Raw genomic sequence first — 15,383 nt, 5'->3', positions numbered from 1 at the left:
GCAAGAATATTCAGCCATAATAATAGAAAACTGGATACAAATCTCGAAAAAATTGAGCTTTTAATAGTTATAGCCCTATTTATAACCTACGCAAAATTTCAGGCAATAAATCTCCAGGAACTTTGGATAAGGCTAAATTTTGGCCGGGCAGCCCACATTCACTATAGAAAGCTCTAATCGTTTTGACAATATAGCTCAATGCTGTTTGCCGGGAATCAGCAGCTTGGGAGTTTGCCGCGGCTTGCAAGTTGAGTTTATCCCCATATGTTAACCCTTTGTCATTGAGATGTTGTCCCCATTCGGCACACACTTGCAACTGGTGGTGCAGTGCTGCTTCTAGATGGCTTGTCTGTGCGACTTTATTAGTGGCGAAATCTGGGTCGGTGGCTAGTTGATAGTGGGCTAGTCCGAGATTGTTGCGGGCGGCCAAGGCGTCAAAGGTGAGTTGGGTGCGATCGAGCTCTCCGGCGATATCGAGGGCGGCTTCGTAGGCGGTAATCGCCTGTTGCAATGATTCCGTCCGCGCCTGTTTCTGCTGAAACTGGTTCGCCAAATGCCAATAAGCGGTACCGAGATTGTTGTAGGTGGCGGCGGCTGCTGCGGGTACTAATTCTCGGGTGCGATATTTCAATGCTTCACGGTAGGCGGAAATCGCCCTGACTAGCAGGGGTTCTGAGGGTTCGTGCTGGGCGAGGTTCCAGCAGGCGGTACCGAGGTTGTTTTGCACTCCGGCATAGTTGAGGGGTTCTCGTTCGGGACTGTAACAAGAGAGGGCTTGGGTGTAAGCTGCGATCGCGCTTTTGAGATATACGATCGGCTCACCATCTTGGGCTAAATTCCAGTATGCTGTCGCCAAATTATTCTGAGCAGCAGCGTACTGCTGGGGCTCCACGGCGGGGTCTAGATCCAGCAGCGCTTGTTGGTAAGCTGCAACTGCTTGCTGCAAGTTCTCTGTCTTGTCTCGATAGCGGGCTAAATCTGCCGAGGCGATGCCCAAATTTTTGTTTAATCTAACGCGGGTTTGGGGTACGGTTTCGGCATCTGTTCGGTTCAAACCTTCAAGGTAGAGGGCGATGCTGCGTTCAAGGCTGGATACCGGATCTGAGGTGTTGAGGGCATTGGTGCGATCGCGCGACAGCATCCAGTAGAGAGTACCGAGATCGTTGAGCAAATCGGAAATTGGCGGTAGGCTGTTGGACTCCGGGGCGTACTGAGTTAAATTTTGTGTCAATTGGGCAATCAGCCGCGCGCATTCCTCAGTTAGTGGTTGATTTTGCTGCGAGTTGGTATCAACTTCGAGATATGCAATCACTTGTTCGATCGCACGAATGGCGATTGTCAGGTTTTGCTCTGAAACATCTCCGCCCAGAATGCGATCGCGGTAGTAATTCCCCAAACTGTGATAAGCCAAAGCCAACGCTTCGCAAGAACACTGATGTTCTTGCAGCAGTTCGATGTATTGCAGAGTTTGCAGCGGCAGAAAATTCTCCTCTGATGTGGCATCATTTTCTGCTTCCAACTCCTCAGAGGCGGCAGCTAGCACCAAATCTGCCAGTTGGACGGATTTAGAATCTGGCGCTGGGGACGGGGGAGGGGAAATTGGGGATTGTTCGTCCTCTGTCAGTTGGACGGATTTAGAATCTGGCGCTGGGGACGGGGGATAGGAAATTGGGGATTGTTCATCGGGAATTGGGGATTGTTCATCGGGAATTGGGGATTGTCCAGACAAAGAAGATATTAAAAGTTTGTTGCCAAAGTCTCCGCTGTCCCGCAAGTTTCGCAAGTCTCCTGAGTTCCCGAAGTCATCAAAGTGCCCGAAGTCTCCCTTAGCTGGAGTTGGTTCGCCTTCAAACTCAAATACTCCGGTTCGCCAGTGCCAAAATTCTGGGGCCGATTGCTCGATCGAACTTAGCCAGGGGCGCGACACCCACAGCAATAGAGTAGACTCGCACATTTGCAGGTTTGCTTCGATGTCTCTCAAATAGCTCAGGAACGACCACTGCACGGCTGCTGACTGCCTGGTCAGGTGTTCTGCCCCGAGAATTTGAAATCCCGGCAAACGGCTGTAGCTGCCTCTGTTTTGCGGCGGTGGGTGTTGGGTCAGCCACGCGGCGATCGAGCCCCAAGGATTTGGCTCGCTCAAGTCGAGTTCCAAACTGACAAATCGGGGGTAGTCGATCGGGGAGCGAGGATCTGAGCCTGCGCTCTCTGCGGCTAATTCTGTCTGCAACCGGGCTGCCAGACAGTCCCGCAAGCACAAGTCGTCGCAGGCTGCGATAAAAATTTGACGGCGTAAATTGAGGTCGATCGCCTGTTTCAAGCGTTGGTAGATCAGCTTGTTCGAGCTAGAAACTTTTTGGGAAGGAATAGACATCAGGATCAGCCGATTTTAGATTTTAGATTTTAGGTTTTAGGTTTTAGATTTTGGATTGTAGATTTTAGATTGTAGAGTTGAGAGTTGAAATCTCGATCGCTCATACCTCACAACTAAGCCCCGAAGGCAGTCAATCGCACCAGTGATGACTAAAGGATTGTGGATTTTCAATTGGCAATTTTATGTGGGTGACTAACCCGTGTGATTAAGTGCAACCCAAGTCCCTGAACCCGACAGCCAAGAGGAAAACACCAAATTTATGCTCGTCTTATTTAGCTTTCCAGCTCGCTCGGCACGCTTCAGGATTGTCGCAACTCCCTGCTTTGTATTGAAACACAAAAACCATGTTTCCTTGGGAAAGGAAAACATGGTTTCTCGAAGGATTATTTAAAATTGCGATTTGAAGCAGCTTTGAGTCTCAGGCCAGTTTTCAGACGGAGGCAGCCACGTACACCAAACCGGCGACTAACATGGCTGCTGCAATACCCATGATGATGTAGTTGCGTTGCTGATTTTTGTTGGGAGGTACGGCTTCATACACCTTCGGCTCTTTAGCAAAGTTGTTCAGGCGTCCATCGTCATCTTTGATGTAAGGCATCAGTCACAATCCTTAATATTTTTGATGTTTACAACTCTACCAAAAAAGCGCCCAGGAAAATTCAGGAATTTATTTGGATGTGACAGTGCCTGTTTGCGGAGAAGAGGCGATCGCGTAATCTTTGATCGGCATTCTGCCTGCTAAGTACGCCATCCGCCCCGCTTCTGCTGCCATTCCCATTGCTTTTGCCATTGCCGGGGAATTTTGGGCATTGGCGATCGCGGAATTAATCAACAGTGCATCGGCTCCCATTTCCATTGCTCGGGCTGCTTCGCTGGGCGTCCCGATCCCCGCATCGACAACCACAGGAACATTTACCGTGTCAATAATTATTTGAATGTTGGCCGCATTGTTGATCCCTTGTCCTGAACCGATGGGCGAACCTAAAGGCATAACTGTCGCACAACCGACTTCTTCGAGGCGTTTTGCCAGCAGGGGATCGGCATTGATGTAGGGCAAAACGGCAAAACCTTCTTTTACTAATTGTTCTGCGGCTTCCAAAGTGCCGATCGGATCTGGCAGCAAATATTTAGCATCAGGAATCACTTCTAATTTGACAAAATTATTGTCTTCTTGCCCTAGAAGTTTCGCCATTTCCCGACCTAAACGAGCTACTCTAATTGCCTCATCCGCAGTTTGACAACCAGCAGTATTTGGCAGCATCCAGATTTTAGTCCAATCGAGAGCCTCTGCCAATCCTTCATGACCGGGAGCATTTGTTTGCACTCGCCGCACAGCTACAGTAACAATTTCGCACCTGCTAGCGTTGACACTTTGCTGCATTTCTGCGATGCTGCGATATTTTCCCGTCCCCGTCATCAAGCGAGAATGAAAAGTTTTGCCGGCAATAATTAGAGGTTTGTCTAAAGGTGGCGTTGCTGTGTCTACTGGATAGCCAAAAATGCTGTATTCAAGTGCCTCTTCCCACTGTGTTCGGCCACCCATCATCTCTTCAAGCTTCCAACCTTCTTCTATTGTTAGATCGTCGTGGCTAACAGCATATAAAATTTGCCCTACAGTAATTAATTTAGCATCTCGCGGCATATTGTTCTGCAATCCCCGGGCTACAATCTCTTTAAATTCGCTGAAATGATCTTCCATTGTTCCACTCTTCCCGTGTGATGATTTGAATTTGTTCGCTATTAAAAACAAAAAATATTTTTTGAATTTGCTTTTCGGTATCCCAAAACAGAGCTTGTTTGATGCCAGCGTTGATTTTCCCGACATCATAATTTTCTCGATTGATGTGAAAAACAACGGCTGATGCACCTTGTTTTTTGGATCTACTGATGCCTTCTTGCACTCGGTCTCTGATGTTTTGAGTCTGTTCAGTCAACTCCTTAAATTCGCAAATCTCACCGTCAATCTCAGCGTCTGGCGTTCTCACACCTTCTGCTGCTTGCTCGCTCAACATTCTAACTCTCTTCCCTATTTTAGCCAAAACTTCAGCAAGAAAGATTTCCGAATTATTAAGATTATGTTGTGGGTGAATTAGCACAAATCCGCCAGCTATCTCATCAAAATAATATCGCCGATATTCTGGTTCTGCATTTTCGTAGATGGCTCTGCTTGTTTCGATATATTCTGAATTCACCGTTACTATACTCTCAATGGACTCCGAGCGGGTAGAGTTAAAGGTATGAAAGCAACTGTTGAGCAACTGGCTAAAATTGGAATATTTACCAGCTTAAACCAAACTGAATTAGAGCGATTGCAAGAACATACAGCAATTCGGACTTATCAACAGGGAGAAGTTGTGATGTATGAGGGCGATCGCATCCCCGAAAAATTATACACTCTTTTGAGCGGTTCTCTGCGGGTTGCAAAAACAGCGGCGGCGGGCAAAGAAACAATTCTCCGCACTTTATTTCAGGGAGATATTTTTGCCGCACCTGCTTTGCTAGGCAACGGCATTGCCCCCGCAACGGTGACAGCAGAAACTGATGTGCAAGTTCTTACCACAGAACGGGAAGTTTTGCTAGCAGCTATTCGGGAAAATCCCGAGATTGCTTTGCGAATATTGGCGGTTTTCAACCAGCGGTTGCAGCAACTGCACGAGACTGTGCACGGGTTGGTGTCGGAAAGGGCGATCGTGCGGCTGGCCCGATTTATTCATTACTTTGCCGTCGAGCAAGGTACGAAGATTGCGGATAATAGTGTATGTTTAGAGAAACGTTTTCCCTACTATCAAATTGCTCGCAGCATTGGGATTACCTACGAAGAATGCGTGCGGTTATTTAAGAAACTCAAGCCGTTTGTCTCCTACAGTCGAGGCGGTAAAATTATTGTATTGGATTGGGAAAAATTGGAGGATATCGCCTCTGGAGATGAAATAGACTAAATGTTAAAATTCCAATTTTTGTACGGGCGGGTTTCACAAACAATATTTTACTGCCACTCACTATTATATAAACCCGCCCCCACAACCCGTGAATCGGGGCGAGTTTATCAGATTATTGATTTGCGGCAATTATGGTTGGTAAAATTCGCTCCTACAGAATAATGATGGCATTAATGAGGCTCAGAAAGTGTCAATATAAATGCCAAATTTTGTTCAGCTTTCAAAGCGTGGAGAGCGCGGGCGGGCAGAAAAACAAACACCCCCGGTTCCAAGACAATATCTTTGCCTTCTAGAGTCAAAATCCCCTTTCCTTCGATGACATTAACTGTAGCATTGCGCGGCGAAAAGTGTTCTGCAACTTCGCTACCTGCAGCCAGACAAAGTAAATTGTACTGACAATTATTGTCTTTGATTAAAACTTTGCTCGACACTCCGGCGGCGGGATATTCAATTGTGTCTCGGAGTTGGATAGCTGAGGATTGTAGCGGTAAAAGAGTAGTAGTCATAGTTTTTGACAATTAATTATTTTGGTCACAAGCCTTGAATTTATCAGAGGCTTCACTTTCTTCAATCGAAAATCGAAAATCGAAAATTGATTGACTCGGTTAAGATGGCTTTTTTGCAGAGATAACGATGTAGCCTAAATCCTGTTGGTAATGCTGGAAAACTCGACGCATTGCTAAGATACGATCGCGAATTTGCGATCGACTTAATATATTCCACAAAATCCGCACAGTACCCACAAACCCTTCATCTTGCAGCATTCGCGACAAGTTGAGGAGCCCCATCGCCCCGGTTTGACACTTTTCTACTTGCAAACCAGCGTTTTGGCAAACAGCAATCCAGCCAGACTCAGACAAAGGCGTTGAATTAACCCGAATCACTTCTGATAAAGCTTTGTGAATTTCAGATTCTCGGTTTCTAGCTAAAAGTTCGTGAGAGAGAAACTTGCCGCCTGGTTTTAAACGATCGCAAATTCCCGATACAATTTTAGCTTTCCCTGACGGCGACTGCATTGTCAGGATAGCTTCAGCCAACACCCAATCAAACTGTTGCGAAATCCGATCCAAGTGAAAAATATCTCCTTCCACAATTTCCACTCGCTCGCTCAAACCGGCTGCTGCAACATTAGCACGAGCGCGGGCCACACTCTCGGGATTTTTCTCAACTCCCACTACTTTTACGCCAAAACGTTTAGCAAGGGCGATCGAACTATATCCAAAACTAGCAGCCAACTCCAAAACAGTCTCCCCAGGCTGAAAATCGGCCCATTCAAATAACTGTTCCGTAGCAAGTTTCCCCCCCGGCCTCAACATTTTCTTACCCGCCGCGGCCAGAACTTCATGTCCGGGTGCAGTCTTCAAATTGAGAGCAGTATTGGTCATTAAATTGACCTCCTATTTAACCTTACTCTCAGTTTGCCAAATTCTCCCAAATCTTTCTATGATCTAGCTCATATTCAAATTATCCTAAGCTGACGCACCCTACAATATCAGGAATTATACCATGTCCGCCCCTCAACAATTCGGACTGTTTTTGATTGCCAACAATGCTTTCAGTCGAAAGCACAAAACCCGTACTCGTTGTAGTAGAACTTATTTCTGTTAATCCTGCAACCGAATTCGCTTTAAGAAACAATTTTCTCATTGCGCTCTTTAAAACATTGCCGCAACACAGAAACAGGCACCTCCTTCAATTGACCCGCTCGCACAAATTCAGCATAAGTATCAGCCTCTATTGCCTGCAAATCCCCTTGGAGTTTGTCGATAGTCATCTCCTGCAGTTCAGGAGATCGATCGTACATTCGATTGATTTCTGCTTGCAGCAAGTTTAATTTTTCTTGAAGCTGACTCACGAGATGATTGGAAAACTTAGGCTCGATTTTACGATCGCCCGATACTTCAGATAGATACTTGACAACCCGGTTGAGAGCAACACGTTGGGCGATCGCCTCCTGATACTGCTGGCGCAACTCCTGGTTGCTCAACAACCCCAATTTTTCCAGCAGCGCCTTGGTGGTTAAACCTTGTACTAGCAGCGTAAATAAAACTACGCCAAACACGATCCCAATAATTTTGTCCCGCTCTGGGAAAACCTCCGGCACGCTCAAAGCTAAAGCAATCGATACAGAACCCCGCAATCCTCCCCACCAAATCACAGTTCTATCGGCTAATGAAATTTCAGATTTTGCCAACCTATTGCTCAACCATCCTAAACCAAAAATAGCGATCGCTCGTGTCACAAACATCGCCGCCACAGTTATGCCAATCACTCCTAAATTCGCTTGCAAACCAGCAAAACTAATCCGATCGCCAATCAGCAGAAACATGATCGAATTTACAAAAAACGCCACAAAATCCCAAAATTGTGTTACCGCCAGTCTGGTACTGGGTTGCATACCGATACGAGAGCCGAAATTTCCAAATATCAAGCCCATCACCACCACACCAATCACCCCAGAACCGCCTAAATCCTCCACAATTATATAAGTGCCGTAGGCGGAAACTAAGGTTAACGATTGCTCCACCAAAGGTAAATCAAACCGTTGGGTGAGATAGGATATCCCAAAACCGATCGCACTCCCGACAGTAATCCCAATTCCCACAAAAGCTAAGAAACGCCCCACCAGAAATGGGATGCCAACTTCATCCGTCCCTAAAGAAAATCCCACCAAAAAACTAAAGGCAACAACAGCAATGCCATCATTAAATAAACTCTCTCCCTCCACCAGCAAAGCTAGGCGTTTTTCAACTCCCAGTTCCCGGAACAATGCAATAACTGAAACAGGATCTGTAGCAGATATACTAGCTCCTACCAAAAGGGCGATTCCTAAAGAAACTCCAGCTATTTGGTTGAGAGCAAAAGCCACGCCAGCAACGGAAATAACAACACCCAAAACCGCATAAAGAGCGATCGGCACTAAATCCCGCTTGAGTTTAGACCATTCGAGATTCCAAGCAGCTTCAAACAAAAGAGGCGGCAAAAAAATCAACAGAATCAGTTCGGGCGAGAGCGACACCAATCGCACATCTATAAAAGCCAAACCCAACCCGACAATTACTAAAAGCAGCGTGTAGGGAATTTGGCGCAACCAGCCCCATAGTTGCGGCAGAATCGCCACACTTAAGGAAACTAATAGCACTAAAAGAAATTTCTTCAGATTGCCCTCGATAGTCGCTTCGTTAATTAGAGTTTCTGGGGTCATATAATTAGGAATAAAATAGTTAAGGCTTCGGTTTCGAGCGAGACTTATTCAGCGTCGAGCGCCGCACTTCTTCCACTTGACTGACTTGAAAAATTAGGGTAAATGGTTGACCCATTTCTTTTTCGACAAATGCTTCTAAAAGCTGCACCTGTTTGGGTGTCAAAGCTTCGCTGCTGCGAACATTCAGACGCACTTCCGGCGGTTTAGTCAACCAGTTAGTATCAGTTTTAATCAGTTCCACCCGTTGAAAAGTGATAGTTCGGTTTAGCAACGCCCGCTTCAGACTGGCTTCGAGTTGCGCTTGCTCGATCAATTCCGCAAAACTCACGCCCAGAGGAATCACAAGTATAGCCGTCAATGCTAGCGCCCACAAGAGGGCTTTACCGGCGCGATGCAGGGGGGTGTAGCCGGCCATTAAAGAGGTCAGCATACAGGAAAGAGTAATTCCCAGCAAATTAGTAAGATACAGGAGGCTGGCTCCCAAACTGAGGGACCAATTAGCTTGAGACAAGCCTAAACCTATAACACAAATTGGCGGCATGAGAGCCACGGCGATCGCAGTTCCCGCCAGAGTAGCAGAAACTTTGGGCTGAACTTTCGCATAGCCGCTGATTCCCCCAGCGGCGATCGCAATTCCTAAGTCTAGTAATGTAGGTTTAGAACGAGCTAGAACTTCGCTCCCAAAGTCGGGAAGTTGTACCAAAGCGCCCAAAAAATAAGCTAGAAAAATTGCTAGCAGCGTCCCGACTGCTAATGCAATTAAACCTTTGCGGAAGAGGAGAACGTTACCTTCTACCGCTCCAAATGCTAACCCTCGGATTGGCAACATCAGAGGCGCGATGATCATAGCACCGATGATGACGGCCGCACTGTTGGCAAGCAGTCCAAAGGTAGCGATTATACAGGAGCCGAGAATTAAGACTAGATAGTCAATATCTAGGGTTGATTCTTCCAACAAGTCAACTCGTATTTTCTTTAAATGCTCTCGAGGAATCCTGCTCCTGGTGAAATATTTAAGACGGTCTCGAATATTGTTGAGCAAAATAATCTCCTTAAGTCGAGGGATTGTATCCCTGTGCAGGTGCAGTCAGTCGATTTTAGATTTTAGATTTTAGATTTTAGATTTACTCCACAAATTTTAGATTTTAGATTTTAGATTTTAGATTTACTCCACTGATGAATCGGGGAGCTTGAACAATAGTCTAAAATTTGCGGTGGCTCACGGCAAGTCGGGGGCTTGTATCCCTATGCAGGTGCAGGCAAAAGAATCAAAATCCCAGCCAGCAAGTTTTCGAGGATGTCCCGGAGTTCTAAAGCAATTGCCTCGCCACTAATACCCACCAGTTGAATCAAATCCCCTGCCTTGAATGACGGGATGGCAGTGAATAACGCGATCGGCAATAATTGATTTATAATCAAGATATCTACTCCACCCCAATAATACCGAATTATGCTCGCAGAAGCAAACGCGACACTTTGGCCTAGTCTAATTACTGTTTCAGCATTAATTCTCTACTTCGTTGTTACCATCAACGTCGGCAGAGCTAGATTCAAATACAAAATTTCTCCCCCGCAGGTGACAGGAAACCCAGACTTTGAGCGAGTGTTGCGAGTTCAGCAAAATACCTTAGAGCAAATGATTATATTTTTGCCATCGTTGTGGCTGTTCTCGCAATTTATCAGCCCAATTTGGGGGGCGGGTATCGGCGTAGTTTGGATAATTGGACGCATTTTGTTTGCTTGGGGTTACTATCAAGCTGCCGAAAAAAGAGCTGCAGGATTTGGCATTAGTACATTAGCTACTTTAGCTTTACTTGGTGGTTCCTTAACAGGCATAATTATGTCGCTGCTGAAGGTTTGATCGTAGCTTCGGATCGACATAATTGTTTTTCTACTGGTTTCCAGGCTCTGCCTGGGAACCAGTTAAATGTAATAAATGTTAGGAGTAAATATGTCAGAAACCAACAAACCCGTATTTGAAATTAACCCGCAACTTTTTCAGCAGCTTGTCGAGTGGCAAGAAAAACTTGAACGAGAAGATGAATTAGCAAGCGAGTCAGAAAACGAGAAACCAACTGAGGTAATAACTCCTCGAGACAGTGATGAACAGCATTCTCAAACAGATAATTTCTAGCTGGTGGCTAGCAGCATCTTTGGGATTTCCGGCTGCTGTATCGGCTCAATTGCTGACACCTAACCAAATTCAGCAAGTCAATAGCGGTTTGTTTCGTTCTAACTCTCAAGATTTCTTTCAGCAAGGAAATCGCCAACTGGAAAGGGAAATCGCAACTTTGTTGCAAAAAAATGTCGCTTCCGAAGGCAAGATTTTGGAGATTGATGAAAAATTGCGCTCTCAGCTTTGCAGTCAAGAAGTTAGAATATCCTCGCGCAATTTAGACAGAGTAAATGCTGCTCAGCTTGCCAGTTTTAAGGCAAAATTAAAAGAGATTTGCAGGCAAAAATTAAAATAAAAGTGAGGTTGAAATCAAAGTTTTAGCGTTGATGGATAAACAAGCAATGACCCAATTGAAACTAGCCATGCTGGAAGCGGAAACTGCCGCTCAATTGGCGGCGATTATTATTGATTACACTCATGAGGAAATGATGCTAGTTTTTGATGAGCTAGAATGGAAACAGCAGGCTAGAATTAAGGATATTTGGAAGACAGTTGGAGGGCTTGCACATCTATAAAGTCGCAGATCCCGGAGCCGGACACGGCAATGCCGTGTCCGGCTCCGATATCGCGTACAATCTATCTCTAGCCCTACTTTTTAGCCAGCGATTCGAGGCATAATTGGCGGAAATGATCGCCCCGTTGCTCGAAGTTTTGGTATTGATCGAAGCTAGCACAGGCTGGGGAAAGCAGCACTACTTTAGCGTTGTTCTGTTTGCCTAATTCTGCTGCTCGCGGGATGGCTCGTTCCATTGTTTCGACAATTTCCCAAGCGTTGTAATTTGCTTGTTCGAGCCGATCGGCAAAAATACCTGCCGCATCCCCAATTAGCAACACCCCAGCAGCTTTCGCCTTGATTGTATCAATCCATGCGCGATCGTCCCCTTCTTTGGCGTCGCCGCCCGCAATTAAAATCGCCGGTGCGCTTACAGAAGCCAACCCGACTTGGGCGGCGTCATAATTAGTAGCTTTGCTGTCGTTGATGAAATCTATGCCTTCCCAAGTGCAGATGTGTTCGAGGCGGTGCGAAACTCCGGGGAATTTAGCGATCGCCCGGGCGATCGCACTTTTATCTATCCCCGCCAAATTAGCCGCAGCCACCGCCATTAACAAATTCTGCAAATTGTGTTCTCCCACCATCCGCAAAGAATTAGCAGGCAGAATTTTCTCACTTTGAGCTATTACCCAACCGTTTTCGATGTATGCTCCAAAAGTGCGATCGCCCAACAGTTCTTTTTCACCTTTGACACTCGTCCAACACGCATCCGGCCAAACGTCAACTCCTTGTTGCCACAAACAAGGATCGTCGCCGTTAATTACTTGCAATTCAGACTTTTTCAGCAAATGCGCTTTAATGTTGTAGTAATTTTCTAAAGTTTTGTGTCGGCTGAGGTGATCCGGTGTCAAAGTCGTCAAAACTCCGATGCGCGGCGCTACAAACGGCGAGGATTCTATCTGATAGCTGCTGATTTCTGCGATTACCCAATCCGGCTGTTTTTCTGCTAAAGCTAATTCGCACGCAGCATACCCAATATTGCCGCAAGCGGGAGCGTAAAGCCCGGCCTCTTCAAAAATAGCAGCAATTAAAGCAGTAGTAGTAGTTTTGCCGTTAGTCCCGGTAATTCCCACCCAAGGAGATTTGAGGTAACGCCACGCGAGAGCCATTTCTCCGATTGTTTCAATGCCTAACTCTCTGGCGCGCACTAATGCTGGACTGTCCCAGGGAACGCCCGGACTTACTACTATTAATTCTATAGATTCGACTGGTTCAAAAGATTTACCTAACTCCACATGAATTCCTTCGTTAGCGAATTCCTGTTGCTGTTCGAGCAAATTTGGGGAAGATGAGCGATCGCTCAGCGTTACTTCCCATCCTTCGCGTTTTAGCAGTCTTGCGGCGGCAATTCCTGATTTTCCTAGTCCAATGATATGAGCTATCGGCATAATTTGTGTGTGTGATGGAGCGAACTTCCCTGGTTTTATAAGTTTATATCTTAACCTTGAATTGGTTGTTGACTATTGGCCATTTTGCTTATTTTTTAAGAGAGCGATCGAGCTCTGCTGATAATCGCCCACTTCGGCAACAATCCTAATAGATTTACTCGTTTTATTCGTAAACTTTAATGTTATGCCGATCCAGATTTTTAAGAAGTACGTTTCTCAAGTTGTTTTGCCTGCAGGCCCGCTCGTTTTCCCCAAGCGCGCCAGGGGTTGAAAACCCCTGTCTAAGAACTAAAGCCAGTTAAAACTGACTGCAAAGTTTGGTATGTGTGGGTTTCAGTCCTCATAGCGAGGACTTTCGCTTTGAGACGGGGGTTTCAACCTCCGGCGGACTGAAAAGTTTGGTATGTGTGGGTTTCAGTCCTCATAGCGAGGACTTTCGCTTTGAGACGGGGGTTTCAACCCCCGGCGGACTGAAGCGGAGGTTTTCCATCCCCGGCGGACTCAAATCTTGTCAATTTTAACTTTTGACGATCGCCCCAAAGTCAGCCAACACCCGCGCGTGATTCCGCAACAGCCCCAGTAAATTCAACCGATTTCGCTTAATTTCCGGGTCAGAATCCATCACCAAAACGCTTTCTGGCCCGTCGAAAAAACTGCTGACAGTTGGAGCAATTTCCGTCAAACTATCTACTAACTGCTGGTAATTCCGAGTTTGTTTGGATAGCAGCGTTTGCGGCACTAACTGCACTACTGCATCGTAAAAAGCTTGTTCAGACGACTTTTGAAATAACTCCGGTTTCACCGCCGCTTTTGGTTCCAATTCTATTTTATCCAAAGATCCTTGAGCCGCCAAACGAGTTGAACGATTGACTGTTTCGTAAATTAGATCCAAAGTCTGGTTATTGCGGATTTCTTGCAAAAAAAGCGCTCTTTCCAGTGCGTCCAACAAATCTCTCAATGCTCGTTCAGTATATTCTGGGTCGTTTTCTCCCAAAACTGCATTTACCAAATCGTAATCTACATTTTTTTCTTCTTCCAACAAAGTCCTAATTCTTTGTAAGAAAAACTCGTATAACTGCGATAGCAACTCCGCCGGTGTTTCTGGGCGTGCTGCGGTAAATTCGGCAACAACTTCTGCGAGCAACTTGTGCAAGTTGACTGGCAACTGAGCCGCCCAAATAATGTTAATTATTGCATTGGCTGCGCGGCGCAAAGCGAAGGGATCGGATGAACCAGTCGGCAACATTCCCAAACCAAAGATGCTGACTAATGTATCTAATTTGTCTGCTATTGCGACAACTTGACCTGTGAGAGTTTGCGGCAAATTGTCGCCCGCGCCTTTGGGCAAATAATGTTCAAAAATCGCTGTGGCTACTTCTTCCGATTCGCCACTTGCTAAGGCGTATTTCTGCCCCATGATTCCTTGCATTTCGGGAAGTTCGTAAACCATTTGGGTTACGAGGTCTGCTTTGCAAAGTAAGGCTGCTCTTGCTATGTAAGTTTGTTCTTCGCCTGTGATTTGCAGTTGATTGGCGATGAGGCTGGCAATCTTGCACAGACGATCGACCTTGGCGCGCACTGTCCCCAAATCTTCCTGGAAAGTAACTTTTTCCAACTTTGGCAAATAATCTTCTAGAGGCTTTACCAAGTCTGCTTTGTAGAAAAACTGACCGTCTGCCAATCTCGCCCGCACTACTCGCTCGTTACCTGCGGCAATAATCGCTGCTTTAGCCGGATCTCCGTTGGAAATTGTAATGAAATAGGGCCGAAGTTCGGGATAACCGGGGCTTTTGAGGATGGGGAAATACCGCTGGTTTGTCACAATAATTGTGGTGATTACTTCCGGCGGCAATATCAAAAAGTCCTCGTCAAATTTGCCGACAACTGCGTTCGGCCATTCTACTAAGTCAGTGACTTCTTCTAACAAATCTTCGGTAATGTCGGCGTAACCGCCTTGTTGTGTCGCTGCGGCTTCTACTTGTGCTTTAATTTGATTTTTGCGCTGGGTTCGATCGACCTCCACGCAAGCAGCCCGCAGACACTCGACATAATCCTCGGCTTGCGGAATCGAGACCCCCCCCGCCCCCCCCTTGCCAAGGGGGGGTGTAGAAAGCGATGTCTCCCCTTTGCCAAGGGGGGGTGTAGGGGGGGTGTATAACACCCGGTGCCCTTGGGAAATTCGATCGCTCTTGACCGTATCCGAACCGCTCACCAATGTAATTGGCAGTACAGTATCATCCAACAGTGCCACGAGCGATCGAATTGGGCGCGGAAACTTCAAATCTCCGTCGGCCCACCGCATAAATCTTTTGCCTTCTAACTTATTAATCCACTGCGGCACAAGTTCTGTCAAAATATCCGCTGTCATCCGCCCCGGAATCTTTTTGAGCACAAACACAAAATCGCCTTTATCGGTAGCGCGAACTTCCAAAGCATCAATTTCTACGCCCTGCTTTTTCGCAAAACCTTCGGCTGCTTTCGTCGGTTTGCCATCTTTAAAAGCCGAACTCGCCGGCGGCCCTTTTACCTCTTCTTCTCTATCTAATTGCTGAACTGGCAGTCCTTTCACGAGAACGGCCAAACGCCTCGGAGTAGCGTATACATTAATAGAGTCATTTGTCAAGGATTCTTCTGCCAGCGTTGCAGGTACAAGTCGTTGCCACTGCTGGGCGCTGCCTGAGACAAAAGATGCGGGCAATTCTTCTGTACCGAGTTCTAATAAAAAGTTAGGCATATCGCACCGTAATG

The 15,383-nt window shown here is 46.4% G+C and carries 16 protein-coding genes; 5 read left to right on the top strand and 11 right to left on the bottom strand.

The window, feature by feature from the left end:
• Nucleotides 1–79: 79 nt before the first annotated feature.
• The 4 genes from QUA04_RS13430 to QUA04_RS13415 form a co-directional block, all read right to left on the bottom strand.
• Complete coding sequence (locus tag QUA04_RS13430; RefSeq protein ID WP_333257826.1) at nucleotides 80–2,374, bottom strand: tetratricopeptide repeat protein; 2,295 nt, start codon at nucleotides 2,372–2,374, stop codon at nucleotides 80–82.
• Between the two features lie 430 nt (nucleotides 2,375–2,804).
• Nucleotides 2,805–2,972, bottom strand: coding sequence for a photosystem II assembly protein Psb34 (gene psb34, locus QUA04_RS13425; RefSeq protein ID WP_106333461.1), 168 nt, complete (start codon nucleotides 2,970–2,972; stop codon nucleotides 2,805–2,807).
• Between the two features lie 69 nt (nucleotides 2,973–3,041).
• Nucleotides 3,042–4,073: a thiazole synthase gene (locus tag QUA04_RS13420; protein ID WP_333257824.1), complete on the bottom strand. Its 1,032-nt coding sequence runs from the start codon at nucleotides 4,071–4,073 to the stop codon at nucleotides 3,042–3,044.
• Nucleotides 4,048–4,566: a CdiA C-terminal domain-containing protein gene (locus QUA04_RS13415; RefSeq protein WP_333257822.1), complete on the bottom strand. Its 519-nt coding sequence runs from the start codon at nucleotides 4,564–4,566 to the stop codon at nucleotides 4,048–4,050. The genes QUA04_RS13420 and QUA04_RS13415 overlap by 26 nt, the downstream gene beginning before the upstream one ends.
• Nucleotides 4,567–4,611: 45 nt before the next feature.
• On the opposite strand from QUA04_RS13415, the gene QUA04_RS13410 reads away from it, so the two are divergent.
• A complete protein-coding gene (locus QUA04_RS13410; RefSeq protein WP_333257821.1) occupies nucleotides 4,612–5,313 on the top strand; it encodes a Crp/Fnr family transcriptional regulator in 702 nt (233 codons plus the stop codon).
• A 170-nt stretch (nucleotides 5,314–5,483) separates the two neighbouring features.
• Here the strand turns inward: QUA04_RS13410 and QUA04_RS13405 are convergent, their stop codons facing one another.
• The 5 genes from QUA04_RS13405 to QUA04_RS13385 form a co-directional block, all read right to left on the bottom strand.
• Nucleotides 5,484–5,819 (bottom strand): cupin domain-containing protein, encoded by a 336-nt coding sequence (locus tag QUA04_RS13405; protein WP_333257819.1) that lies wholly within the window; start codon nucleotides 5,817–5,819, stop codon nucleotides 5,484–5,486.
• Nucleotides 5,820–5,918: 99 nt separating this feature from the next.
• A complete protein-coding gene (locus QUA04_RS13400; protein ID WP_333257817.1) occupies nucleotides 5,919–6,698 on the bottom strand; it encodes a class I SAM-dependent methyltransferase in 780 nt (259 codons plus the stop codon).
• Between the two features lie 242 nt (nucleotides 6,699–6,940).
• A complete protein-coding gene (locus QUA04_RS13395; protein WP_333257815.1) occupies nucleotides 6,941–8,518 on the bottom strand; it encodes a Na+/H+ antiporter in 1,578 nt (525 codons plus the stop codon).
• A 19-nt stretch (nucleotides 8,519–8,537) separates the two neighbouring features.
• On the bottom strand, nucleotides 8,538–9,476 hold the full coding sequence (locus QUA04_RS13390; RefSeq protein WP_333257814.1) for a DUF389 domain-containing protein: 939 nt from the start codon (nucleotides 9,474–9,476) through the stop codon (nucleotides 8,538–8,540).
• Nucleotides 9,477–9,763: 287 nt separating this feature from the next.
• Nucleotides 9,764–9,937 carry a hypothetical protein gene (locus QUA04_RS13385; protein WP_333257812.1) on the bottom strand — a complete coding sequence of 58 codons (174 nt, stop codon included), beginning with the start codon at nucleotides 9,935–9,937 and terminating at the stop codon, nucleotides 9,764–9,766.
• Between the two features lie 31 nt (nucleotides 9,938–9,968).
• On the opposite strand from QUA04_RS13385, the gene QUA04_RS13380 reads away from it, so the two are divergent.
• The 4 genes from QUA04_RS13380 (at nucleotide 9,969) to QUA04_RS13365 (ending at nucleotide 11,209) form a co-directional block, all read left to right on the top strand.
• The gene (locus tag QUA04_RS13380) at nucleotides 9,969–10,379 is read left to right on the top strand and encodes an MAPEG family protein (RefSeq protein WP_333257810.1); all 411 of its coding nucleotides are present in this window, start codon (nucleotides 9,969–9,971) and stop codon (nucleotides 10,377–10,379) included.
• A gap of 90 nt (nucleotides 10,380–10,469) precedes the next feature.
• Nucleotides 10,470–10,652: a hypothetical protein gene (locus tag QUA04_RS13375; RefSeq protein ID WP_333257808.1), complete on the top strand. Its 183-nt coding sequence runs from the start codon at nucleotides 10,470–10,472 to the stop codon at nucleotides 10,650–10,652.
• The gene (locus QUA04_RS13370) at nucleotides 10,621–10,989 is read left to right on the top strand and encodes a hypothetical protein (protein ID WP_333257806.1); all 369 of its coding nucleotides are present in this window, start codon (nucleotides 10,621–10,623) and stop codon (nucleotides 10,987–10,989) included. The genes QUA04_RS13375 and QUA04_RS13370 overlap by 32 nt, the downstream gene beginning before the upstream one ends.
• Nucleotides 10,990–11,035: 46 nt before the next feature.
• The gene (locus QUA04_RS13365; protein ID WP_333257804.1) at nucleotides 11,036–11,209 is read left to right on the top strand and encodes a hypothetical protein; all 174 of its coding nucleotides are present in this window, start codon (nucleotides 11,036–11,038) and stop codon (nucleotides 11,207–11,209) included.
• Between the two features lie 73 nt (nucleotides 11,210–11,282).
• On the opposite strand, the gene murD is transcribed toward QUA04_RS13365, so the two are convergent.
• The gene (gene murD, locus QUA04_RS13360; RefSeq protein ID WP_333257803.1) at nucleotides 11,283–12,635 is read right to left on the bottom strand and encodes a UDP-N-acetylmuramoyl-L-alanine--D-glutamate ligase; all 1,353 of its coding nucleotides are present in this window, start codon (nucleotides 12,633–12,635) and stop codon (nucleotides 11,283–11,285) included.
• 517 nt (nucleotides 12,636–13,152) lie between these two features.
• Complete coding sequence (glyS, locus tag QUA04_RS13355) at nucleotides 13,153–15,369, bottom strand: glycine--tRNA ligase subunit beta (protein WP_333257801.1); 2,217 nt, start codon at nucleotides 15,367–15,369, stop codon at nucleotides 13,153–13,155.
• Nucleotides 15,370–15,383: the final 14 nt, after the last annotated feature.

Origin of the sequence: Microcoleus sp. S13_C5, from assembly GCF_036700845.1 — a bacterium.
Taxonomy (GTDB): Bacteria; Cyanobacteriota; Cyanobacteriia; order Cyanobacteriales; family Microcoleaceae; genus Microcoleus.
The sequence above is the reverse complement of the archived record's forward strand: the minus strand, read 5'-3'. Positions and strand labels throughout refer to the sequence as shown.